General features: G+C 29.3%; 17 protein-coding genes. 9 read left to right on the top strand and 8 right to left on the bottom strand.

Annotated features, from left to right (window positions below; translation table 11 throughout):
- Positions 1-51: 51 nt before the first annotated feature.
- Together BTO06_RS10630 and dinB are read left to right on the top strand one after the other, a co-directional pair.
- Positions 52-3,042, top strand: coding sequence for a DNA polymerase III subunit alpha (locus tag BTO06_RS10630; protein ID WP_100925286.1), 2,991 nt, complete (start codon positions 52-54; stop codon positions 3,040-3,042).
- On the top strand, positions 3,042-4,259 hold the full coding sequence (gene dinB, locus BTO06_RS10625) for a DNA polymerase IV (protein ID WP_100925285.1): 1,218 nt from the start codon (positions 3,042-3,044) through the stop codon (positions 4,257-4,259). Before BTO06_RS10630 ends, dinB begins: the two co-directional genes overlap by 1 nt.
- Positions 4,260-4,330: 71 nt before the next feature.
- On the opposite strand, the gene BTO06_RS10620 is transcribed toward dinB, so the two are convergent.
- The 4 genes from BTO06_RS10620 to BTO06_RS10605 are packed head-to-tail and all read right to left on the bottom strand — an operon-like array spanning position 4,331 to position 6,788.
- Positions 4,331-4,966, bottom strand: a complete 636-nt coding sequence (locus BTO06_RS10620; protein WP_100925284.1) for a hypothetical protein — start codon at positions 4,964-4,966, stop codon at positions 4,331-4,333.
- A 46-nt stretch (positions 4,967-5,012) separates the two neighbouring features.
- Positions 5,013-5,426, bottom strand: a complete 414-nt coding sequence (locus BTO06_RS10615; RefSeq protein WP_100925283.1) for a hypothetical protein — start codon at positions 5,424-5,426, stop codon at positions 5,013-5,015.
- A gap of 35 nt (positions 5,427-5,461) precedes the next feature.
- The gene (locus BTO06_RS10610; protein WP_157811811.1) at positions 5,462-6,046 is read right to left on the bottom strand and encodes a hypothetical protein; all 585 of its coding nucleotides are present in this window, start codon (positions 6,044-6,046) and stop codon (positions 5,462-5,464) included.
- Between the two features lie 40 nt (positions 6,047-6,086).
- Positions 6,087-6,788, bottom strand: a complete 702-nt coding sequence (locus BTO06_RS10605; protein WP_100925281.1) for a hypothetical protein — start codon at positions 6,786-6,788, stop codon at positions 6,087-6,089.
- Between the two features lie 124 nt (positions 6,789-6,912).
- Between BTO06_RS10605 and BTO06_RS10600 the strand changes: the two genes are divergently transcribed.
- Entirely contained in the window at positions 6,913-7,677 is a 765-nt protein-coding gene (locus BTO06_RS10600) for an SOS response-associated peptidase (protein WP_100925280.1), read from the top strand.
- 41 nt (positions 7,678-7,718) lie between these two features.
- On the opposite strand, the gene BTO06_RS10595 is transcribed toward BTO06_RS10600, so the two are convergent.
- The 4 genes from BTO06_RS10595 to rlmH all read right to left on the bottom strand — a co-directional run bounded on the left by BTO06_RS10595 (position 7,719) and on the right by rlmH (position 16,502).
- The gene (locus BTO06_RS10595) at positions 7,719-8,480 is read right to left on the bottom strand and encodes a hypothetical protein (protein WP_157811810.1); all 762 of its coding nucleotides are present in this window, start codon (positions 8,478-8,480) and stop codon (positions 7,719-7,721) included.
- 123 nt (positions 8,481-8,603) lie between these two features.
- Complete coding sequence (locus BTO06_RS10590; protein ID WP_157811809.1) at positions 8,604-9,098, bottom strand: hypothetical protein; 495 nt, start codon at positions 9,096-9,098, stop codon at positions 8,604-8,606.
- Positions 9,099-9,379: 281 nt separating this feature from the next.
- A complete protein-coding gene (locus BTO06_RS10585; protein ID WP_100925277.1) occupies positions 9,380-15,937 on the bottom strand; it encodes an MG2 domain-containing protein in 6,558 nt (2,185 codons plus the stop codon).
- A gap of 91 nt (positions 15,938-16,028) precedes the next feature.
- Positions 16,029-16,502 carry a 23S rRNA (pseudouridine(1915)-N(3))-methyltransferase RlmH gene (gene rlmH, locus BTO06_RS10580; RefSeq protein WP_100925276.1) on the bottom strand — a complete coding sequence of 158 codons (474 nt, stop codon included), beginning with the start codon at positions 16,500-16,502 and terminating at the stop codon, positions 16,029-16,031.
- Between the two features lie 121 nt (positions 16,503-16,623).
- On the opposite strand from rlmH, the gene nadC reads away from it, so the two are divergent.
- The 6 genes from nadC to hisS all read left to right on the top strand — a co-directional run bounded on the left by nadC (position 16,624) and on the right by hisS (position 24,006).
- Positions 16,624-17,484 (top strand): carboxylating nicotinate-nucleotide diphosphorylase, encoded by an 861-nt coding sequence (gene nadC / locus BTO06_RS10575; RefSeq protein WP_100925275.1) that lies wholly within the window; start codon positions 16,624-16,626, stop codon positions 17,482-17,484.
- Between the two features lie 3 nt (positions 17,485-17,487).
- Complete coding sequence (locus BTO06_RS10570) at positions 17,488-18,108, top strand: CatB-related O-acetyltransferase (RefSeq protein ID WP_100925274.1); 621 nt, start codon at positions 17,488-17,490, stop codon at positions 18,106-18,108.
- 12 nt (positions 18,109-18,120) lie between these two features.
- A complete protein-coding gene (locus BTO06_RS10565) occupies positions 18,121-20,223 on the top strand; it encodes a M3 family metallopeptidase (RefSeq protein WP_100925273.1) in 2,103 nt (700 codons plus the stop codon).
- A 270-nt stretch (positions 20,224-20,493) separates the two neighbouring features.
- Entirely contained in the window at positions 20,494-21,066 is a 573-nt protein-coding gene (locus tag BTO06_RS10560) for a pentapeptide repeat-containing protein (protein WP_100925272.1), read from the top strand.
- Positions 21,067-21,642: 576 nt separating this feature from the next.
- Positions 21,643-22,572, top strand: a complete 930-nt coding sequence (locus BTO06_RS10555) for a YihY/virulence factor BrkB family protein (protein WP_100925271.1) — start codon at positions 21,643-21,645, stop codon at positions 22,570-22,572.
- 69 nt (positions 22,573-22,641) lie between these two features.
- The gene (gene hisS, locus BTO06_RS10550) at positions 22,642-24,006 is read left to right on the top strand and encodes a histidine--tRNA ligase (protein ID WP_100925270.1); all 1,365 of its coding nucleotides are present in this window, start codon (positions 22,642-22,644) and stop codon (positions 24,004-24,006) included.
- Positions 24,007-24,039: the final 33 nt, after the last annotated feature.

The raw sequence follows: 24,039 nt of genomic DNA, 5'->3' as shown, positions 1-24,039 counted from the left end.
TTGCTACAAATATAAGCAATCTTTGCTACAATTTGTGCTTAATTTTGTAGCGTGTTTATAAATTGCCATACATATTATAGTTTACGTTACGGCTCAATAGCTACAGAAGAGCTTTTACAGCTTGCTGAAAGTTGGCATATCAAGTCGTTAGTATTGACGGATATTAATTCGACATCTGCTTGTTTAGAATTTTTACGAACTGCAGAAAAGTATAATGTAAAACCTTTAATCGGTGTTGATTTTCGAAACGGAGCAAAGCAAGAATTTGTACTTATTGCGAAAAATAATACAGGCTTTGAAAACATAAATGCATATTTATCTGAGTTTTTACATCAGGATACATATCAGATTCCACAGCGTTCTAAATTAATGCAAGATGTTTATGTGGTTTACCCTTTTCAGAAGAACGTCGATTTTGAGTTATTACCGAATGAATTTATTGGCATTTCGTATCAAGAATTAGCAAAACTTCCTTTTTCTAAATGGAAAAATAAGTTAGACAAATTGGTTGTATTACACACCGTAAGTTTTCAGAATAAAAAAGGATTTAATACACATAGATTATTAAGAGCGATTGATAATAATGAATTATTAAGTCGGTTACATGAATCTGAACAGGGTGAACTATGGCATCAATTTGTTTCAGAAGAAACGATAGAAAAATACTTTGAACATTATCCAGATATAATTTCGAACACTAAAGATCTAATGAGTAGTTGTAATGTGGTGTTTGATTTTTCTGGAGAAGTACCCAATAATCAAAAATCATATACAGCCAATGAAGCTTTGGATTATAAACTTCTTGAAAAGTTAAGCTATCGAGGTTTAGAGTATCGCTATCCTAAAGCTGACGAAAAAGTGTATGTACGAATTAAAAAAGAATTGGAGATTATTAAGGAGAAAGGATTTGTTTCATACTTTTTAATTAATTGGAAGATTTTAAAATACGCTCGATCTAAAGGATATTTTTATGTGGGAAGAGGAAGTGGAGCCAATAGTATTATCGCCTATTTACTTCGAATTACAGATGTAGATCCTATAGAATTGGACTTGTATTTTGAACGTTTTATAAATCTCTACAGAAAGAATCCACCTGATTTTGATATTGATTTCTCATGGCAAGACCGTGATGATATTACCAATTTTATTTTCAAAAGATTTCCGAACACTGCTTTAATTACCGTGTATAATACATTTAAATATAGAGCAGCGATAAGAGAATTAGGAAAAGTGTTTGGTTTGCCCAAAAGTGAAATAGATGTATTGTCATCTGGAAGTTATAATTATCAAACGTTAGATAAGTTATCTCAGCTTGTTGTTATTTATAGTAAATTCATTCAAGGCTTTCCGAACTATTTAGGAATTCATGCAGGAGGAATTTTAATTTCCGAAAAACCAATTCATCATTATTGCGCAACTTTTATGCCTCCAAAAGGATTTGCTACCACGCAATTTGATATGGTAATTGCCGAAGATGTAGGTTTATACAAGTTCGATATTTTAAGTCAGCGAGGTTTAGGAAAAATAAAAGATGCCGTTGGAATTGTTGCGAAAAACCATGCAAATTTACCTCCAATTGATATTCATAACATCGCTAAGTTTAAGCAAGATGCTAGAATTAAATATCTTTTAAAAAACGCAAAAGCTATAGGTTGTTTTTATGTAGAATCTCCAGCCATGCGAATGTTGTTAAAAAAATTACAAGTAGACAACTATTTGGGTTTAGTAGCAGCGAGTTCTGTAATTCGACCAGGAGTTGCACAATCAGGAATGATGCGAGAATATATTTTACGTTTCCGTTATCCTGAAAGAAGAAAAGACGCACATCCTGTATTGTTAGATATTATGCCAGAAACTTATGGAGTTATGGTGTATCAGGAAGATGTGATTAAAGTAGCACATTATTTTGGCGGATTAACTTTAGGTGAAGCCGATATGCTTAGGCGAGGAATGTCAGGTAAATTTAGATCGAGAGATGAGTTTTTAAAAGTAAAAGAACAATTTTTTTCAAATTGTAGAAACACAGGTAAGGATGCAAATTTTACACAAGAAGTTTGGAGACAAATAGAAAGTTTTGCTGGTTATGCTTTTGCTAAAGGACACTCAGCATCATATGCTGTTGAAAGTTATCAGAGTTTATACTTGAAGGCTTATTTTCCGTTGGAGTATATGGTGGCAACGATTAATAATTCTGGTGGTTTTTATAGTGTAGAATTATATGTTCATGAAGCGCGTTTACATGGTGGGAATATTTTAGCTCCCTGTATTAATAATAGTAACTATTTGGCGATTATAAAAGGGAAAGACATTTTCTTAGGCTTTATGTTTTTACAATCTTTTGAAACAAAAACAGCTGTAAAAATTATAGAAGAGAGAAGTAAAAATGGTAGCTTTTTATCCTTGGATGACTTTATAGAACGTGTTCCTATATCTATTGAGCAAATTACGATTTTGATTAAAATTGATGCGTTTCGTTTTTCAGGAAAGCATAAAAAAGAGTTGTTGTGGGAGGCTCATATGAAAATCAATAAAGTCACTTTAGATGAATTTAATACATCACTTTTTCGAGTAGAACGTTCTTCTTATGAAATTCCAAAATTAACATCAACTCAACAAGAAAATGCCTTCGATGAAATTGAATTGTTAGGTTTTCCATTATCTAATCCTTTTAATCTTTTAGTAAATAGAAAACTGAGTGGTTTTCGAGTACAAAACTTAAACGCTTATATAGGAAAAATAGTAGCTATTGAAGGTTATTTGGTTACTGTTAAAAAGACAAAAACATCTAAAGGAAAGCAAATGTTTTTCGGAACATTTTTAGATGTAGATGGCGGTTTTATAGATACTGTACATTTTCCTCCAGTGGCTCAAAAATATCCTTTTAGAGGAAAAGGTATTTATAGAGTTACAGGTAAAGTTATGGAGGAGTTTGATTGTATTACTATTGAAACTCAAACAATGGAAAGACTTGCTATTATTGAAGATCCTCGATATGCCGATAGTAGAAAAGCACAAAGACCCAAACCCAAAAAAAGAGTGTAATGAATACAAATAGATCAATTGTACACATGGACTTAGATACTTTCTTTGTTTCGTGTGAACGGTTATTGGATAGTAAGTTGAACGGAAAACCCGTATTAATTGGTGGAACTTCCGATAGAGGAGTAGTGGCATCTTGTAGTTATGAAGCAAGAACGTTTGGAATTCATTCTGCAATGCCAATGAGAATGGCAAAACAATTATGTCCAGAAGCTATTGTAATTAGAGGAAATTCTCATGTATATTCGAAATATTCTGATTTAGTAACAGAGGTGATTAAAGATTCAGTTCCGTTATATGAGAAAACTTCGGTAGATGAATTTTATATTGATTTGACAGGAATGGATAAGTTTTTCGGTTGTCATACCTTAGCTTCTGAATTAAGACAAAAAATTATTAGAGAAACAGGATTGCCTATTTCTTTTGGACATTCCGTTAATAAAACAGTTTCTAAAATTGCTACAGGAGAAGCAAAACCTAACAATCAAATTCGAATAGAAAAAGGAACAGAAAAACCTTTCTTATCTCCACTTTCTGTGAAGAAAATACCAATGGTAGGAGAGGTGACATATAAATCGTTATGTGATTTAGGAATTAAAAAAATTAGAACTATTCAGGAAATGCCATTAGAAATGATGGCGAAAGTATTTGGTAAAAACGGGGTTTCTATCTGGAAAAAAGCCAACGGAATAGACAACAGTCCGGTGGTTCAATATTATGAAAGAAAATCTATTTCTACCGAACGAACTTTTGATAGAGATACTACAGATGTTCAGAAACTAGAAAGTATTATTGTCGCTATTGCAGAAAATTTAGCATTTCAATTACGAAGGGGAAATAAGCTGACTTCTTGTATTACTTTTAAAATTCGTTATTCAGATTTTCAAACTTATACGCAACAACAACGAATTCCGTATAGTGCCGCCGATCATAAAATAATTCCTGTTGTGAAAGAATTATATAAGAAACTATACAAACGAAGAATGTTAGTTCGTTTAATTGGAGTTCGGTTTTCACATTTGGTGGAAGGCGGACATCAAATCGATTTGTTTGATGATGACGAGAAGATTCTAAATTTATATACAGCGATGGATAAATTAAGAGAACGTTATGGAGATAGAGCTGTAATGCGAGCAAAAGGAATGGAAGCAAAAAGTATTGCGAGATGGAATCCTTTTAATGGAAATCCGCCGCCGTTATTAGCAAATAGAAGAAGATGAAGTATTAGGAAAATAAAAAATCTCGGAAAATTACTTTCCGAGATTTTTGTAATATATTTTTAGTTTTAAAACTATTCTTCAGGCATTTTGATAATGTTCATTCCTTTTGGAAGTTCAAAAATAGCGTCATCTAATTCTTTAGTTTCTACTTTTACAGCTTCAATAGTAAGTTTTAATTCTTCAGTATCCATAATAAGTTTTACAGGTAAAGAACCATTAGCTTTATCCAAACAGTAGTACCATAATCCATATTTATGATTTTTATAGTCTTCGCTATTTACTTTAAAATCAGAAGTAAAGTAATATTGAGTTGTTCCTTCATTAGTTTTAATATCTAATAAATCACAATTCTTACCCATAATTTTAGCGGCAGATTTTTTCTCTTTCATTGAAAGAACTTCTTCTTTTTGCTCGTCTGATTTTAAATACATTAAATTATTTCCAGTTGCCATTCTAGTATAAATAGAATCTTTCCCAGTATAATATTGGCTCATACTTAACATTCCATTCATTACAGATTTGTACTTATTTCCTTTAATGTAATAAACTTGTTCTGATCCCATAAATTGAGCAGCTTCTTCATCTGACATTTCACCAGTTTTATCATGAAAGCTTAATTTATACGTAATTACTCCTTCAAAGCTTTTTTGTGCGACTATACTATTTACGACTAATAAAAGTATAAATGATAAAAATTTAATTTTCATAATGTGTTTTTAATATTGAATGCAAATATAGGATTCTAGTTTTAACTTATTTCAACAGTTTCATAATGAGGTATGCTCCATATATAAGTACTATTATGCTTATTGAAAACATGAAACCAGAAGCTCTATTTCTTCCTTGAATATCGAATAACGAGATTATTTTGTTTTTTGATGAAAAGTGATAAAGAGGAATTTGATTTCCTGTGCTCAATTTTCGATATTGATTTGAACTAATATCTATAGTGTATTTTTCATTCTTATAGTTTATAGTTAAGGAATGCCCTTTATTCATACTTTTACCAGAAGGTCTACTTGTTTTTCTAGTTTCAATAATAGTATATGAAATAGGTTCTTGGCTTTCGATTATTTTTTGATATTCCTTAATTTGAGTTTGTAAGTTCCAAGTATAATAGAAATAAGCTAAACAGATTAGAAGGCAAATAATAATTTTAATTTTCATGATTAGATAAATTTTAAAATTCCTGCTATTTATAGTTATTTAGTTCTAACTTCATAAAAATCAGTAATCTTACTCTTATTTATTATTGTAACAATTGGTTTTGAATATCTAAAATAATCATCTCCAATTGTTTCGTCTTTCTTAATTCGTTGTTCTGAAGGATTAATTCCTTCAATAATCTGACTATATAAATTAAAAATATCTAGATAATCCTTTTTAAAGGTATCTAAATCATTATATAGATTCGAAGAACTATTATAGCTTACAAAAACAGTATTCTCTTTTTTGTTAAAAAGAAATGAATTATATTTAAAAATACCGCCAGCATAACGTTCGATCAAAATATATTTAAAAGATAGATTAAAATCATTTCTTTTTATCATTAAGTCTCTGTCTTCAATAAACATGTTTTCTAATCTATTAAAGTAATCTCGATGCTCATTAATTTCTTCCTTTGTTTTAGCTCTACTTATAATAATACTGTCGTGTTTTTTATGTAAATAAGAAGCAATTATACTATTTGACTCTTCTTTAAATTTTTTATAAGACTTACAAGAAGAAACAAACACCAAAAAACATAAAGTGAAACTGTAAAAATTAATTCTTTTGACTTTATGCATATATTCTATAAATTTATTTCGGTTAAACATAAACTTTGGATTAAATAGCTAGAAAGAATTTTATTAGTATTTCATTTTCTCTCTTCCATCGTACCCAACCTTCTCTAGTTAAACCTAGTTCTTTATAGCTTTTTTCTCCAGGAGAAGTATCGGGATTTAGTTTAATCTTTATCCAATCGTCATTAACTTCAATAACTCTGTAATCATAATTTAAATAATCTTCTATTTCATTTGAAGATTCAGATCTTTCTTTTCTAAGTGGACTTTGAGTTGTTAGTCCGATAGGGAATTTCTTTAAAAAACTATTAATACTATAAAATTGGATGTTCGAATTTTCAATGAATTTATCGCCGCTTTTAGACCTAACAGTAAACTTAATATCCCTTTTTTTAGCGAGCACATACCAAGCCAAGTATTCGGGATAAAAAATTATAGAGTGAATAGGATTTTCATAAGTACTTTCGTCTATTTCCATTAAATTCAAATCGGAATTATTAAAGGAATATTTTCCTCCTTTTAAAGTAGAATGAATAGTACCATCTTCATTTAAAATTTGGATTTCATCAGTCTTGTTTTCATATAAAAACTCACTTAGAGAGATAACAACGATTGATTCTTTGGATTTACGGACTTCAGTTGATTTTGTATTTTCCACTGACGGCTTAGAATCAGATTTTTCAGTTTTGTTTTGACATGAAACGAATAAAAAGAAGCAGCAAACTATTGATATAAATCTTATCATATTACATTTTTACTTCAATAAAAGAAATAAATTATGATAAATCAAATTACGTAGTTTATTTGTTATTTGTAAAAATAGTGTTTAGTCATAAATATGTATCTTGTTGTAATTCAATTTGGTATTTATGTGTTATGATGTAAAAGTTAGTTTAGAAGCTCAATTAAAGAGAGCAAAACGTTTTGGAGATTGGGCAGCAGTTGAGGAAATTATGGAAAGATTAGCTCCAATGACTGATTTACCAATTCACCATTCATCTGGGTTTAATCATCCAGAAATGCTGATATATACTGATGAAGATCCACGGTTTCCAGTAGTTGCGACTTGGGGATTGGTTCCTCATTGGGTAAGTGATGAGGAGCAAATGAAAAAAACTTGGAATAATACATTAAATGCTCGAGGTGAAACTATTTTTGAAAAACCATCGTTCAGAGAATCGGCTAGACATCAAAGATGTTTAATTTATATAGACGGTTTTTATGAACATCATCATTATAACAAAAATACTTATCCATTTTATATTTATAGAAAAGACAAAGAACCAATTGTGCTCGCAGGACTTTGGAATGAGTGGAAGAATCCTGATAAAGGATCGTTTACTTCCTTTTCAATTGTTACTACATCGGCCAATGAGTTATTGACTAAAATTCATAATAATCCAAAATTAAAAGCTCCTCGAATGCCTTTAATTTTAACTGATGAAACTGAAGAAAAATGGTTAAATCCAATTTCGAATGATTCAGAAATACAACAAATTGAAAGTATTATTCAGTCATATCCTAACGATTTATTGAATTATCATACCGTAAAAAGACTTCGAGGAAAAGAATATATGGGTAATGTGCCAGAAATTTCAGATGAGGTTGTTTATGAAGAATTGGTTTTTGAGTAGTTGTATAATTAAGACCTTTAATCTTAATGAACGATGGATATTTAATTAGTTGAGATATCTGCTTTACATACGAAGTTTTCAATGTTATATCCGATGTATTTAATTAAGTAAGATTCGTCATCCTTGAATAAATTAGTTCTGTGTTTTAAATACATCTTTATTGCTTTGATGGTTTCTTCTGAAATATTATTTGAAGTATAGTTCTGTTTAATTATCCCTTTTTTTATTTCAAAAGTAATGAAATACATTGATGCTTCATTTATTCGATCAATTGCCTGTAATTCTTTACATCCTTTAGAATTTAAATAAATATCAATTAAGTCTAATTTATCTATTTCTGTAATAGTATCATTTACTACTTTATAAATAGTATTAATCTTCTTTTTAAATTCATAATCATAAATAGATAATTTTAAATCTCCTTTTTTTATAAAGGAATTCCAAAAACTAATTCCTGATGGATTATATGACTGTTTCAATGAATCATTATTATTGTCAAATCCCTTTAAATAAATAACTCCTGTATTATTTTCTGGTAATTGTAAATACTGCATGTCAATGTCTTTAATTTGTTGATAAAAAGAGAGATTTCTTTCTTTAATAAAGAGTTTAAAGTCATCGATACTTTTAAGGGGGGCTATTTGAGTAATGTTGTATAACCTTACATATTTACTTAATGAAGAATGATTTAGGAATAGATATTCTTCTTTAATCTTTTTAAAAATTAGAAATTTTATAATGATAAAACCAATAACTATTATTGTTACTACACTGTAAAAAAAAGTTGTATTTCTATGTTTCATATTATTTCTTTTTAGCATTTTCTTTTTCTAGTTCTTGCTAATTTACAAGGATTAATTTTGGGTTATCTTCTAAGTTTACAGTGATTATAAATTAGTATTTGAGAAGGTGAAATCATATCTGAATCACTCCACAGATTTAACTGTAAGCATGTCTTGACGCCAGTAGTATAAATAACTAACTTCTGACGTGTTTTTAACGTTTTCGTTATAATTAAAACATGCTATCCATTTACTTGGTAAATAAATTACTTTAGCCCAACCATCAATATTAATTATTTCTGCTTTAGGATTTATTTTCATAATATCCTCATAAGTTGAACCAATTTTTATATTCTCCGATGTGCTATACTTCTTGTCTTTAACAAAGATATAGTCAATTTTCTTTTCTGATTTTGTGTTGTAACAAATTAAAAACTCAATACCATTATGTTCAATAATATCACAGTTTTTAGTTTGTGAAGGATTTACCAGAATAGATTGTTTTCCTTTTGAGGTATTATAATTAAGATGAATTAATTCATCAGGTGTTCCTTTTGATTTTTTAGTACAACTAATCAAAAGACTTAAGAATATAAAAAGGATGTTTTTTTTCATAACTTCAATAAATATAGATTTCATTTCATAAGTATGATATTATCAATTTTTCTTAATCATATTTGTTACTAGTTATAAACTAGTGTGAGATGGGGGTAAATACATCTATCAATATATAGTTGCAAAACTAACAAAGTATAATTCTACCTTATTATGAAATTTATAATTTCGACTCATAGCTATACTAAAATAAAAAAACCACACTATCTAAACAAATAACGTGGTTGTATCCTAAGTTAATTATTCTTCTAATTTAAATTACTGCTAGTTTTGAATTAGCAGGAGACTTAGTATTTGAATGGTTTTTATTGGATTTTTACTCTAGTACTTTTAGAATGACTTATGAACTCAGGAGCATACATGCTTTGAATGGTTGTAATCCCGTTTGAAAAATTACCGGAATTGCTCGCTCTTAATTGATATTCAATAATATATTTTCCTTTCGGTAAATCATCAAAAAAGAAATGTGTTGCGGTATCTTTCGTACTTTGATAATAATCAATGTCGTCAAACCATTTGTATTGTGAAATTATATCTACAGGCTCAAATCCAGAAGCTCTCATATCTTTTAAATGGACAAACTCCATGTCATTTTTCGAAATAATTTCTAGTCTTACTGTTATTAAGTCTCCAACTTTAATAACTGAATTAGGAGAAATTCGAATTAATTTTTTGTTATCATCAACTCCGTCTTTCAGAAAAAGCTTTTTCTTTATTTGTAAAGGTGTTGTTGTAGTTGTATTAATTTTATCAATATCTTCTAAATATTGCCAATATACTCCTCCGTATCCTAAATTCTCACTATCATTTTCAATTTTAACAGTTCCCATTTGCGGAGTAATTTGCGAGGCCTTCCAATTGATCTTAACATAACCAGTTTCTTCCTCTTTTTTTATGTTTTTTATTTCATTTGTATTCATTTTTCTACTCTCAAAAGATATAGTAGTTTGATTTGAAATTGATTTTAAATCATTTTGATCTATTAATAATGCCTGAATCGCTTCAGTAGTTGCTTTCGTTGTTCCCCATTGTTTAAGCTTTTTATTTTTAATTAGCCATTGTTTTAATTGAGTTACTTTTTTCTTGTCTTTTTGTATCTCACTAAATGCTTCAATTAGTAAAGCATGGGTTTCAATTTGAGATTCATTCCATCTCCAACTCGAGTTGTTTTCTTTCCAATACCAACCATCACTTTTGCTTTTTACGGTTTGTTCTTCTAATGCTTGAATTATTTTTAAGGCGTCTTTTTTGAAATTCAATCGATTTAAGACCAAAGCAATCATTCCTTTTTCATACAGTGATTTCGTTAACCATGACGATTTACATTTTTCAATATATAAATTAAAAATAGGTTTAATTTTTTCTGGAATTGGATGACTTTTAATGAAAAAGCTTCTGGCGTATAAATAATGAATATTATTATAATCTGGGATGATTTTAGTTGAATCAACTTTGTGTTGAATTTTAAAATGATACTCCGAGGCAAACTGTTCATCCAAGAATGGAATACCTTTTTTTAGAATAGGTTCTAGTAAGTGGTGATTATTAATTCCAATTTTGTTTAAATGACCAATTCCTGAAATAATGTGTCTCGTAATAAAATTATTTTCCCTTCCACCGGTAAACCAAGGAAATCCTCCTGTTGATAATTGCAATTCTTTAAGTTTGGCAGTAGTTTGTAAAAGATTATCTTTTAATTGTTGACTTTTAAATAATTGAGCAAATTTAGATTTGTTTTCTTTATCACTTTTCAAATCTCTGACCCAAGGAGATTCTGTAATGAGTATTGATTTCAGTTTTTCATTTTCTTCTAACGGAGACTTAATTTCCTGTTTTGAAACCCAACTTTCAATAATATTTTTAATTTCAAGATTAGAATCTAAAAGATGTTCAGCAATTACATTTGCATAAAATCTTGAAAATGTTTGTTCAGCACACTCATATGGAAATTCCATTAAATATGGTAGCGATTTTAAAGCTAACCATGTTTCATTAGTTGAATATTCAATTGTGTAATTATGGTTTTCCAATGTTTTTGAAGATGATTCTTTTAAGGTTTTAAAAGTAAATTCTTGTTTTTTTCCTTTAGGTAGCCATATAGGTCTTGCTTCTGTAACAAGCGTTTTGTTATTTAATATTGGTAATATGTTTTTTTCTCCATCTCTATGAGAGTCTGATTTTGCAATTATTTTATATTCAAGAGCGGGAATTCCTTTAGGAACTACTATTTTCCATGATATAGAAGTGTTTCCTTGAGGAGAAATAGAAAATTCTTGAACTTGTTTTGTTTCAATAATTGCATTACTAATAGCTGAAGAAGTAGTTGGATCTGTTAAATAAAGTATAGCGTTTCCATTAGTCTTTTTTGAAGTTAAGTTACTAATCTTAGTATTAAAAACTATAGTGTCATTTTCTCTTAGGAATCTAGGAGGATTTGGAATAACATTAAGTTGTTTTTGAGTTAATACTGATTTTTCAAGTGTTCCTACTTCAAAAGATTTATTATGCGCTAATAACATAAGTTTCCACTTAGTTAATGCTTGTGGTGAGTTAAAATTGAAAATAGCTTCTCCCTTTTTATTCGTTTTTATATGCGGATAAAAAAATGCGGTTTCTCTTAAATCATCGCGAGTTTCTACTTGATTAAGTTTTGCTATTTCTTGTTTTGTTGTGATAATTACGACTCCATTTTTACCTTTTGTTCCGTATTTTTTGATCGCTTGTTCAGCCTTTAGGATGGTGATGTCTTCAATATCGTTTAATGCTAATTCTATATCGATTACATCCAAAGTTACACCGTCAATTATAAATAATGTTTTCTCTGAGTTATTCTCTTTTATAATGATGCTTTTCTTTTGTTCTGGAGTATTAAAGGATTCCTGAATTGTTACTCCAGAAATTGAACCACTAAGTTGTTCTTTTAAATGATTGATAAAATTACCACCAGATATAAGCACGCTGGCAGATAAACTAGCTCTTTTAGTAGTGGTACCATAACCAACCACAACAACTTCTTCTAGAAGGTTGTCTGTTTCTAGCGCAATATTATATGTTCCCGGTTTTTTAATTATTGCTGATTTAGTTTCGTATCCAACAAATCGAAATTCTAATTCAGAGTTTAAAGGAGCATTAATGGTATAGAAACCATCAAAATCTGTCTCAGTACTAATGTTGGTTCCTTTAACTATAACATTAGCACCGGGTAAAGGGTAACCAATATCATCAAAAATAATCCCTTGAATATTTCCACTTTTATGATTTTTAGGCGTTAGTTTATTTTTAAGAGTAGATAAATATAGTTTGTTTTCAGAACTTATATTCCCAAAATTTAACCCAGACCATTCAAATTTCTGGTAGTTTTTTACAGATGGTGAAAAGTATAAAGTATTCGGAATCTTAATGAATTTAAATTGAGCATTTCTAAATGAAAAATTATTTTCTATGTATGGAGTAGTATAATTGGAAGAACCATAAATATTAAAATCGTTTTCCCAGTAATGGTCTTTTAATTTATCTAAAGATTGATCATACATGGAGGCTAAGACTTCTGCATTAGTTTTTTTATCTTTGATGTTTAAGACTTTAAAACTCCAAGACTCTTTTTCTCCAGGTTTAATTTTATTTCTAAAACTAATTGTTTCAAATTTTAACACATCATTGAAACTGGATAGGTCTACAGAAAATTCTGAACTGTAAGAACTGTTAAATTTTACATAGTATATTTTTATGTCTATTGCATCTCTGTATTTTTTCTTTACTGGAATTTTAATGGATTGATGTCCATTTTTAATGGAACTTAGTTTATCCAATATTAGCTTACCTTTATAATAAGCTTCAATATTTACGTTTAAGTCTTTGCAGATGGTGCTTAGAATAAGGTTTATATAACCGTCTCTTTTAAAAGAAGAGTTTGTTATTTTATGAGAAAGGAGATTTTCTCCATTTGTTTTACTTTGATTAGATTGAAATAATTCTATTTGTTTGGTTTTAAACAAAGTGTCTTTAAACTGATCAATTGCTTTTATTTCAATTTTATATGATCCAGGTTCCCAGTTCTTTGTGTTATTAATTGTGAGAATTGTTTTTCCACTATTTTTCTGTTTCCCAGAAAATTTGAGATCTCCTTTTAACCAGTTTTCTTGAAGGTCAAATTTATCATATATTTCATTTGGGAAAAGCTTAATGAATTTTTCTCTAGATAAATAATGTTTTTCAACTACTGGCCAAGGTTTTTCTCTTAAGATTCTATTTGAACTTTTGAGTTTATAAATAGCATAATGTAAATCAGTAGTAATATATTTATTGTTAAGGTTTTTAGTTTCTACAGTAATCTTTTGAGATGTATTACCTAACCATTTTTTTTCTGTATTTATATTTAGTGTAGAATGATGATAACCAAGTTTTATTGATTTTATACCAGTTCTTGTTTCTCCATTGATGTCAGTAACATTAACTTTTATATTATAAATAAATATTGGCTTAGTAGATTTTTGAATTAAAGAGTCGGGAGTAGCTTTGAAAGAAATATTAAATTCTCCGTTTTGATTTGAATGTAATATCCCTTTTTTGAGAATTTTATTTCGATAATTGTAATTATATCTATTCTGATTATTTGATAAAAGTGATCGAGTAACTGAATAATTTACTTTAGCATTTGAAATTTTACTTCCTAAAAATGCTTCTGCAAATCCTTTAATTGTTACTTCTTCATTTAATTTACTATCAGATTTAATGGAGTCAAAAACTATTTCAAATTTTGGACGCTTATATTCTTCTACAGAAAAGTAAACTTCAGCGTTTTCAAAATTGTCTATTTTATCAAAATAACTATCTTCATCTTCATCATCAGTTCCGTAATCCTCATCCATGAGGATGCTAAATTCTCCAGTTAAAACGTTTTTGGGTAATTTGAATTCGCCACTAACTGAACCGAATTTATTTGTTTTTAATCGATATTTTTTTAATACCTGATAGTTTGAGTTTTGAATTGTTATGTTAACATGAGTTTTAGGAACAATTTTCGATTTATTTTTTGATTTTTCGGTTAATATTCCTTTGAAGTATACTGTTTGACTAGGTCGATAAATGCTTCTGTCAAGAAACAAAAACATTTTTACTGATTTATTGATGTCTTCATTTTTATCGTCATAGTATAATTGACCGATATAATTATTGTCAGTAGCCAATGTATCTCCTTTAAAAGAGGTTAAAATTTCTACTGATTTATAATGTTTTTTATCTTTTTTAATTATGAATTTACCTGAAGAATTTGTTGTTCCACTACCAAGTTTATTCGTAGAGTTTCTATATAATATTTTGGCTTTATGGACTGGGTGGCCGTTTTGTCTATCAAGAATTTTTATGACAATTTTTTTATCATCTTTAATTTTAGTCAGTGATAAATCGGTTGAAGTAATTACACAGTGACTTAAAATGTTTTTGAAAGATGGACTGTTTTTTTCTGAGGAAGTGACTATTAAATAAGACCCTTTTGATAGTGCAGGTAAATCAATTTCAGTTGTATATGAGAAGTAATCATTCTTTTCTTGTAAACAATATAACTTAGTTTTAACTGGTTTTTGTGTTTTTACAATCTGAAAAGTAATACTATCTTTTCTTTGAATAAAGGGATTTTGAAATTTATTAAATGGGATTTTATATATAGTCAAATGTAAACTGTCAATATTTTTAAAATTAATCTTCGCTAAAAATGGTTTTCCAGGAACAACATATCTTTCAGTTTGTATGTTAACACTTTTATCTTCAATTTTATTCTTAAGAAGAGTACATAAAATCCCACCATCTGAATGAGGGAATTTTTTGATGGCGATATCACATAAAGTTTTAGCTTTTACTCTATAATTCTTTAGTGTTTCATGATTTTTAGCATTTTCTTTTTTACTCGCATTAAAGTAAAATTCTGCCATTTTGTGAATTATTGTTGCTTGAACTTCATGATTTTGATATTTCTTCGAAAGAAAGTTTAGTGTACTTAGGAAAATGTCATCAGCTCTAACTAAATTAGATTTGTTTTTGCAAAACTTTAATCTTAGCAAAACGTTATCTATATAGGCAGTAGTATCTTTGTTGAAATGAAAATTTTCGAGTTCTTGAAATATCTCTAATGGATTATTTATACTAACGACTTTATCCTGTTGAAGATTAGGTTTGTTTTTCAGAAATACTTCAGTAGGTTTTAGGGTAAATTCTTCATTTGTCGAGAAATCGTTTTTAAATAATCTCATTTTCCATCTATCGGTAGAATAAAATGATAATGCTTCATGTGCTAGAAAATCAAATAGTGTAGGTCGGTATTTAAAAGAGGTTTTACTATTTGTTAGGAATGGAGTGAACTTTTTAATAGACAGTTTTTGAAGTCTATTCGATAGAGAAAGGGATTTTTTGTAGTGTTTGGAAATTTGAGTAAAAAACGTATGTGTGTCCCAATGTTCTAAGTCTTTTGAATTTTTTTGAATTTCGTCAGTTTTACTACGTTTTTTAATCTTAAATCTATACTTTAAAAGATATTGATGTAAATAATTAGCATAAACGGATTCTAATATTGCATCCGTAGGGAAATTAGATGCTTTTATTAATTCTTCTAATTCTTCAATAACTTTTACATGCGCATCCTCCTCAAGAAGTAAAACAAACTTAGTTTTATAAATAAAGGCTTTTATAATTTGATTTGTAGTATTTAAGTTTCTAGCTAAACTTAAAACCTCATTGGTTTTCTTTTGCGCGCTTTTAAACTTACCCTCGAGTTCGAAGTTTTCAACCTCTCTCCAGAGTTTATCGTATTTAGTTTGAGTAAAAGCATTAAAAGTAAAAAGTAAAAGGACTAATAGTAGATTTTTTTTCATAACAAAAGTTTGATAGCTTTAACAAAACTCGCCTTTTATTACAAAATATAAAATTTAGAATGAGTAAATGATACTTTTTATTGAGTTAAAATTACTCATGATGATAAGGCTCATTCCTCAAAATAGTAAATCCGCGATAAATTTGCTCTACAATAAATAGTCGAATCATTTGGTGAGAAAAAGTCATTTTAGATAAAGATAATTTTCCGCTGGCTTTTTTATAAACCGCTTCTGAAAAACCATAAGGTCCGCCAATTACCAAAACCAATTGCTTAATTCCAGAATTCATTTTCTTTTGAAGAAAAGAAGAAAACTCAATAGAAGTATATTGTTTTCCTTTGTCGTCCAGTAATATTAGTTGATCAGTATTTTGAAGTTTTGAAAGAATCAAATCACCTTCTTTTTCTTTCTGTTGTGCTTCAGATAAGTTTTTAGCATTCTTAATATCAGGTATAATTTCTATGTCAAACTTGACATAATGCTTGAGTCTGTTTTGATATAATTCAATTAACTGATTTAAATTTTTATCATCAGTTTTTCCTACAGCAAGTAATTTGATTTTCATATGTCAAAATTACGAATGTTGAATTAGGTATTAATATTTTACACAATAAATTAATTCATAATTATCAATTGTTAACTCGTAATTGTAAAAATGCTATTTTTACATCTATAACGAGAAAAGAATGATATCTAAAGAACAATTTAATAAAGAACTAGATTTAATTATATCAAATGCAATTCGTGAAGATATAGGTGATGGAGATCATACATCATTATCTTGTATTCCTGATGACGCTACCGGAAAAGCCAAGTTATTAGTAAAAGATGAAGGGATTATTGCAGGTGTTGAATTTGCAAAAATGGTATTTGCTTATGTTGATGCAGATCTTGAAATTGAAACGCTTATTAATGATGGTGAAAAAGTAAAATATGGCGATATCGTATTTTATGTTTCCGGTAAATCTCAATCTATTTTACAGGCAGAACGATTAGTATTGAATGCAATGCAAAGAATGAGTGCCATTGCAACTAAAACACGTTTCTTTATGGATTTATTAGAAGGGACAAAAACAAAAGTTTTAGATACTCGTAAAACTACCCCGGGAATTAGAGCTTTAGAAAAATGGGCTGTTAAAATTGGAGGAGGAGAGAACCATCGTTTTGCATTATATGATATGGTGATGATTAAAGATAATCACATTGATTTTGCAGGAGGAATAACACAAGCAATTACTAAAACAAAAGCATACTTAGCTGAGAAAGAGTTAGACATTAAAATTATTGTTGAAGCTAGAGACTTGGATGAAATAAAGGAGATTTTATCAAATGAAGGAGTGTATAGAATTTTAATTGATAACTTTAATTATGAAGATACGCGAAAAGCTGTTGAGTTAATTGGAGATCAGTGTTTAACAGAAAGTTCTGGTGGGATTAACGAAGAAACTATTAGAAAATATGCAGAATGTGGTGTTGATTTTATTTCTTCTGGAGCTTTAACTCATTCAGTGTATAATTTAGATTTAAGTTTAAAAGCTGTCGATTAATAAATGTTCGGACCCGATACAAAAACAAAATTTCCACTAGCAAATTACGATAGACTTTGCTTTTTGAAAAACGTTATAAAAAATCCGAATATTATAGTAGGAGACTATACATATTACGACGATTTTGAGAATGTGGAAAACTTCGAGAAAAATGTGAAATATCACTTCGATTTTACGGGAGACAAATTAGTCATTGGTAAATTTTGCATGATTGCTTCGGGAGCTAGTTTTATTATGAATGGAGCTAATCATTTAACGGATGCAATTTCAACATATCCTTTCGCAATTTTTGGAAATGGATGGGAAAACGCCATGGAAGGTAAAACATATCCGAATAAAGGAGATATCATAATTGGTAATGATGTTTGGATTGGTCATAATGCAACTATCATGTCTGGCGTAACTATTGGAGATGGAGCTATCATTGCTACAAATAGTACAATCGTAAAAGATGTTGCTCCGTATTCTATCGTAGGTGGAAATCCAGGTGTAGAAATAAAAAAACGTTTTAATCAAGAAACAATAAAAAAATTATTAGAGTTAAAATGGTGGGATTGGCCTATTGAAAAAATAACGGCTAACCTTCAAAACTTAACAGATAACAAAGTCGAAAAGCTTACTTAATAAACCAAAATAATGAAGAAATATATTTTTCTTGCAACCATTGCTTTAGCAGTTAGTTGTAATACCAATGAAACCAAAAAAGAAGAAAAGGATATGAGTACTTCTGAAAACCCATTATTACTAAAAAGTACTTTAGATTACGGTGCGCCAGATTTTACTAAAATTAAAAACGAACATTTTATGCCAGCAATTTTAAAAGGTATGGAAGTTCAAAACGAAGAGATTGCAAAAATAGTAGCAAATACCGATGTACCTACTTTTGAAAATACCATATTAGCTTTAGAAGAGAGTAGTAAAACATTAGACAACGTAACTGCTGTATTTTATGCATTAGCAGGAGCGCATACAAATGAAGTGATTAAAGAAAATCAAAAGGAATTAGCACCAAAGTTTTCAAACCATCGAGATGAGATTTTTTTAAATACAAAATTGTTTGAAAAAATTAAAACAGTGCATAGCAACGTAGAAGCTCTTGATCTTGACGATGAATCTAAACATTTAGTACAGGAAACATTTAAAAGCTTTGCAAAAGCTGGTGCAAATTTATCTGAAGAAGATAAAGCGAAGCTAAAAGATATCAATGCAAAGCTCGCAAGTTTATCAAATGACTTTGGTAAGAAATTATTAGATGCGAGCAAGAAAGGTGGAGTTATAGTTGATAATAAAGATAAATTAAAAGGGTTTTCTGAAGAAAAAATCAAATCACTAGAGAAAGATGGGAAGTATGAAATCCAATTGATTAATACAACACAACAACCATCTTTACAAACTTTAGATAATAGAGAAGTTAGAAAAGAGTTATTCAATAAATCAATTCATAGAACAGATGCAGGAGAATATAACACTTCAGAGTTAGTGAAAGAGATGGTGATTTTGCGTGCTCAAAAAGCTAAAATTCTTGGATTTGATAATTATGCTAGCTGGAGTTTACAAGGAACAATGGCTTCAACACCGGATAAAGTTTTTGATATGTTCAATAACTTAATTCCAGGTTCTTTAGAAAAAGCGGCTTCAGAAGTAAAAGAAATTCAAGCTGAAATTAAAAAGAACGGAGGAGATTTTAAATTAACTCCATACGACTGGAATTTTTACGCTGAGAAAGTTCGTAAGTCAAAATACAGTTTAGATGAAAATGAAGTAAAACAATACTTTGAAATCAATAATGTGTTGGAAAAAGGAGTTTTCTTCGCTGCTACGAAATTATACGGATTAACATTTAAAAAGCGTACAGATATTCCTGTGTACCACCCGGATGTTGTAGTGTATGAAATCTTTGAAGAAGATGGAAGTAAATTAGGATTATTTTATGGCGATTACTTTGCTAGAGATAGTAAAAGAGGTGGAGCTTGGATGAGCGCTTTTGTAAAACAATCGAAGCTACGTAATCAAAAGCCAGTAATTTACAATGTATGTAATTCTCCGAAACCTGCTGATGGAGAACCAGCTTTAATTAGTTTTGACGAAGTGGAAACGATGTTCCATGAATTTGGTCATGCATTACACGGATTGTTTGGTGATCAACAATATGCTTCAATTTCAGGAACCAGTACGGCAAGAGATTTTGTTGAGTTTCCTTCTCAGGTAAACGAAAATTGGGCAACACATCCAGATGTTTTAAATAACTATGCTTTACATTATAAAACAGGAGAAGTTATTCCAAATACTTTATTGAAGAAAATTAAAGATGCTGGAACTTTTAATCAAGGATATTCAATCATAGAAAACTTATGTTCTTCTAGTTTAGATATGCAATGGCACACGATTAGTTTGGATACAAATGTTGATGACGTTGCAAAATTTGAGAAAGAAGCTTTAGCGAAAATGAAATTAAATGTAGATGAAATACCACCAAGATATCGTTCTACATATTTTGCACACATTTTTAGCGGGGGGTACGCAGCTGGTTACTATTCTTACTTATGGACAGAAATGTTGAGTCATGATGCATACGATTGGTTTAAGAATAACGGATTGTTAACTAGAGAAAATGGGGATAAATTCCGAAAAGAAGTATTGTCAAGAGGAAGCACAATGGATTATGCAGAAATGTATAAAACATTTGCAGGAAGAGATCCACAAGCAGAACCAATGTTAAAAGCAAGAGGATTAAAATAAAAATTCATATTTATTTATAGACTACTTAAGAGTGACTTATTTTTTCGATTATCAGAATGAAACTATTCAAAATATTGTTTCATAAATAAAAGCTGAAACCTTAACTGATAAATAGAAAGCGCTTCGTATTTATGAAATATGTGGATGATTGCGGGCATTTTGGAGATATTCCAATAGTGTTTATAATAAATAACAAAAAGGAATAGTATCCACATATTTTGATGTGGATGATTCGATTACTAAGTTTAAGTTGCAATAACGAAAGGGGATATGAACGATTACTTCGATAATGAAACCTATACCAAAGTCAGTTTTACTAGTGAAAAACTTAGTAGAACTGATTTTGATTCTTGTACCTTTAAGAATTGTGATTTTTCGGAGTTACATATAAACGGTTCTGACTTTTTAGAATGTGAGTTTATTGATTGTAATTTCAGTAACGCGAGACTCAAAGATTCTAGTTTTAAGGATGTGCATTTTTTTAATTGTAAATTATTAGGAGTCAAGTTTTATGAAGTAGATTCGTTTTTATTAAAAATGAATTTTACAGCATGTCAGCTTGATTATGCATCATTTTATCAGTTAAAAATCCAGAATTTTAAGTTTATCGATTGTAGTATTAAAGAGGTTGATTTTTCTGAGGCAGATTTACAATTTTCATTTTTTGATAATTGCGATTTGACTTCTGCTATTTTTGAAGAAACTGATTTGCGCTGCGCAAATTTTAAAACTTCACGTAACTTTTCCATAGATTTAGAAACGAATAAAGTTGAAAAAGCAGTTTTCTCAACACATAACTTGATAAATTTATTGAAGAAGTATAAAATCAGGATAGAGGAATAGTTTTTTAGCCAAAGAGTCAACGAATTATAAATTAATATTTTTGAACTTTTAGTCCTCAATATAAAAAGAGTATTGAGTAAATATAGTTTTCTTTAACTGGATAAAGTTAGTAGATAAAGTGAAAAAAAGCCTCTAACAATATTTAGAGAACTAATTTCTTGGAAAAAACTATGATTTTTGTTAACGAAATTTGTAGAAAACACTAGTTTTTCTCTAAAGACTAAAAGTATGTAATAATATCCTAGAATCAAAAGAAATGCTATAACAATCCCTAGTAGTATTGCTGATGGGTATGAAAGCCGGGTTAGATGATTGTTTAAGATTTTTGAATAATTTATATGGCTTCACTGTTTTAGCTTCAAACTCAACATGAGATGTTTTTCAAATTAAACTACAGAAATAGAATCAAGTTTTCAAAGCTATTTGAGTAATCAAAAGAAATTTTGAGAATGTTGTTTAGTTTTATTTGAGAACTCAAAAGATATATGATAATTATTTATTTAAAAGAATTGGTTTATAAACTGAAAAGCTTTGTAACTTTGAGTTGAAGAGACGCTGAATCTTAGTAACAAAAAAATGTCAGAAGAAATAGAACAAAGTCTAGAAAAAATACCTGTAATAAACTGGTTAGTTAAATTTGGAAAACAAATTAAAATTCCACGTCTCGAGGGACTTTCGCTTTATGATGTAGTTGAAATGTATGTTATAGGTATCGTTAAAGGAGCATTAACTACTCGCGCAGGAGGAATTGCATTTAGTTTTTTCATGGCGATTTTTCCATTTTTACTATTTATACTTACACTTATCCCATATTTACCAATTGAAGGATTTCAAGATGGTTTATTCGACTTAATTAGAGAAGCTTTACCACCAAAAACATTCGATGCTGTAAACGGCGTTATTCGAGATATTTTAAATAATCAGTATGGAGGTTTACTATCTTTTGGTTTTATAGCTTCTATCTTTTTAATGACTAATGGAGTGAATGCAATTTTTGGAGGATTTGAATATTCATATCACGTTAAAGAATTTAGAAACGTATTTAGAACATATGTGGTTTCTTTAGGTGTGTCGTTATTAATGTCATTTTTTTTAATTATTACAGTTTCAATAATTATTTTGTACCAAATCGCATTATCAAAAATAGATGATATTGGTTGGTTCGATACGGGAGAAATGAACTTATTTTACCTCGGTAGGGGATTATTATTTTTGATAATGATTTACACAATTGTCTCAATATTGTTTCGATATGGTACAAAACAAGGAAAACAAATTAAATTCTTTTCTGCTGGGGCTTTATTAACCACGGTTGTTTCGTTGTTTACGTTTTATCTTTTTGGAATCTACGTTGTAAAATTTGCTAAGTACAATCAGTTGTATGGTTCTATCGGAACTTTATTAATTTTAATGTTATTCATTTGGTTAAATGCAATTATTCTATTACTTGGTTTTGAATTAAATGCATCTATCTATCAGTTAAAACGTAGAAATAAAACTTCATAATCTACCAATAAATTCGGATATTTGCAGGCTTAAATAAATATTATTTAGTTTTTAATCGAATTATAATTTATGAAACCAGGAATTCCTAAAGGAACCAGAGACTTTTCATCTATTCAAGTAGCAAGAAGAAACTTTATATTCAGTACAATAAAGCATTCTTTTGAATTGTTCGGTTTCCAGCCTATTGAAACACCAAGTTTTGAGAACTCTTCAACTTTGATGGGTAAATATGGAGAGGAGGGAGATCGATTAATTTTTAAGATTTTAAATTCAGGTCCTTATTTATCAAAAGTGAGTGATGAGGTTTTAGCGGAAAAGGATAGTGGTAAGTTAACGAAACAAATTTCAGAAAAAGCTTTACGTTACGATTTAACAGTTCCATTTGCTCGTTATGTAGTACAACACCAAAATGAAATTACATTTCCGTTTAAACGTTATCAAATTCAACCAGTATGGAGGGCAGATAAGCCGCAAAAAGGTAGGTATAGAGAATTTTATCAGTGTGATGCAGATGTAGTAGGAAGTCAGTCTTTATGGCAAGAGGTTGAGTTTGTACAACTATACGATGCAGTTTTTAGTAAGTTAAAAATTCAAGGAACGACCATTAAAATCAACAATCGAAAAATCTTGTCGGGAATTGCGGAGGTGATTGGTGCTAAGGATAAACTAATCGATTTTACGGTTGCCTTAGATAAGTTAGATAAAATTGGAAAAGATGGAGTTGTCGCTGAGATGATTTCGAAAGGAATCTCTGAAGAAGCAATAAAGAAAGTTCAACCGTTATTCGATTTCACTGGCAGTAATGATGATAAACTTAATTCTTTGGCAGAAATGTTAGTTGCATCAGAAGAAGGAACGAAAGGAGTTGAAGAGCTACGTTTTGTAATCAAGAATATAAAAGGTTTGGGATTACAAACAGCAAGTTTAGATCTTGATGTCACTTTGGCAAGAGGATTGAATTATTATACAGGAGCAATTTTTGAAGTTTCTGCTCCAAAAGAAGTAAAAATCGGTTCTATCGGTGGAGGTGGAAGATATGACGATCTTACAGGTATTTTTGGTTTAAAAGATGTCAGTGGTGTCGGAATTTCATTCGGTTTAGACCGAATTTACTTAGTTATGGAAGAATTAGGACTATTTAATGAAGTAGAATTACCAAAACCAAAAGTTTTATTCTTAAATTTCGATGAGAATGAGTCATTGGCTAAAATAAAAGCAATTAATGAGTTACGAGCCAATGGTGTAAAAGCTGAGTTATATCCTGATGTTGCCACAACTAATAATCAACAAAAGAAGCAGTGGAAATATGTTGACAAAAGAGGCATAGAGTTTGTTATAACTACTGTTGAAGATGAGCAATTTAAGTTAAAAAACACACAAACAAGAGAAGAAAAACTCCTTAAAATCAAGGAAATAATTAAAATAGTACAATAAAAAGAACTTTTTGTTTTATCTTTACAAAAAAAC

It is taken from the genome of Tenacibaculum sp. SZ-18, from assembly GCF_002813915.1.
In the GTDB taxonomy this organism is placed as follows: domain Bacteria; phylum Bacteroidota; class Bacteroidia; order Flavobacteriales; family Flavobacteriaceae; genus Polaribacter.
Note: the sequence above shows the minus strand (reverse complement) of the source record. Positions and strands in the feature narration are given on the sequence as shown.

What these genes read in the sequence shown, in the direction of transcription:
- rlmH (WP_100925276.1), bottom strand. Translation starts at nt 16,502, where the DNA reads ATGAAAATCAAATTACTTGCTGTAGGAAAAACTGATGATAAAAATTTA.
- BTO06_RS10595 (WP_157811810.1), bottom strand. Translation starts at nt 8,480, where the DNA reads ATGAAACATAGAAATACAACTTTTTTTTACAGTGTAGTAACAATAATA.
- nadC (WP_100925275.1), top strand. Translation starts at nt 16,624, where the DNA reads ATGATATCTAAAGAACAATTTAATAAAGAACTAGATTTAATTATATCA.
- BTO06_RS10615 (WP_100925283.1), bottom strand. Translation starts at nt 5,426, where the DNA reads ATGAAAATTAAAATTATTATTTGCCTTCTAATCTGTTTAGCTTATTTC.
- BTO06_RS10560 (WP_100925272.1), top strand. Translation starts at nt 20,494, where the DNA reads ATGAACGATTACTTCGATAATGAAACCTATACCAAAGTCAGTTTTACT.
- BTO06_RS10585 (WP_100925277.1), bottom strand. Translation starts at nt 15,937, where the DNA reads ATGAAAAAAAATCTACTATTAGTCCTTTTACTTTTTACTTTTAATGCT.
- BTO06_RS10620 (WP_100925284.1), bottom strand. Translation starts at nt 4,966, where the DNA reads ATGAAAATTAAATTTTTATCATTTATACTTTTATTAGTCGTAAATAGT.
- hisS (WP_100925270.1), top strand. Translation starts at nt 22,642, where the DNA reads ATGAAACCAGGAATTCCTAAAGGAACCAGAGACTTTTCATCTATTCAA.
- BTO06_RS10600 (WP_100925280.1), top strand. Translation starts at nt 6,913, where the DNA reads ATGTGTTATGATGTAAAAGTTAGTTTAGAAGCTCAATTAAAGAGAGCA.
- BTO06_RS10570 (WP_100925274.1), top strand. Translation starts at nt 17,488, where the DNA reads ATGTTCGGACCCGATACAAAAACAAAATTTCCACTAGCAAATTACGAT.
- BTO06_RS10605 (WP_100925281.1), bottom strand. Translation starts at nt 6,788, where the DNA reads ATGATAAGATTTATATCAATAGTTTGCTGCTTCTTTTTATTCGTTTCA.
- BTO06_RS10555 (WP_100925271.1), top strand. Translation starts at nt 21,643, where the DNA reads ATGTCAGAAGAAATAGAACAAAGTCTAGAAAAAATACCTGTAATAAAC.
- BTO06_RS10565 (WP_100925273.1), top strand. Translation starts at nt 18,121, where the DNA reads ATGAAGAAATATATTTTTCTTGCAACCATTGCTTTAGCAGTTAGTTGT.
- BTO06_RS10610 (WP_157811811.1), bottom strand. Translation starts at nt 6,046, where the DNA reads ATGCATAAAGTCAAAAGAATTAATTTTTACAGTTTCACTTTATGTTTT.
- BTO06_RS10590 (WP_157811809.1), bottom strand. Translation starts at nt 9,098, where the DNA reads ATGAAATCTATATTTATTGAAGTTATGAAAAAAAACATCCTTTTTATA.
- dinB (WP_100925285.1), top strand. Translation starts at nt 3,042, where the DNA reads ATGAATACAAATAGATCAATTGTACACATGGACTTAGATACTTTCTTT.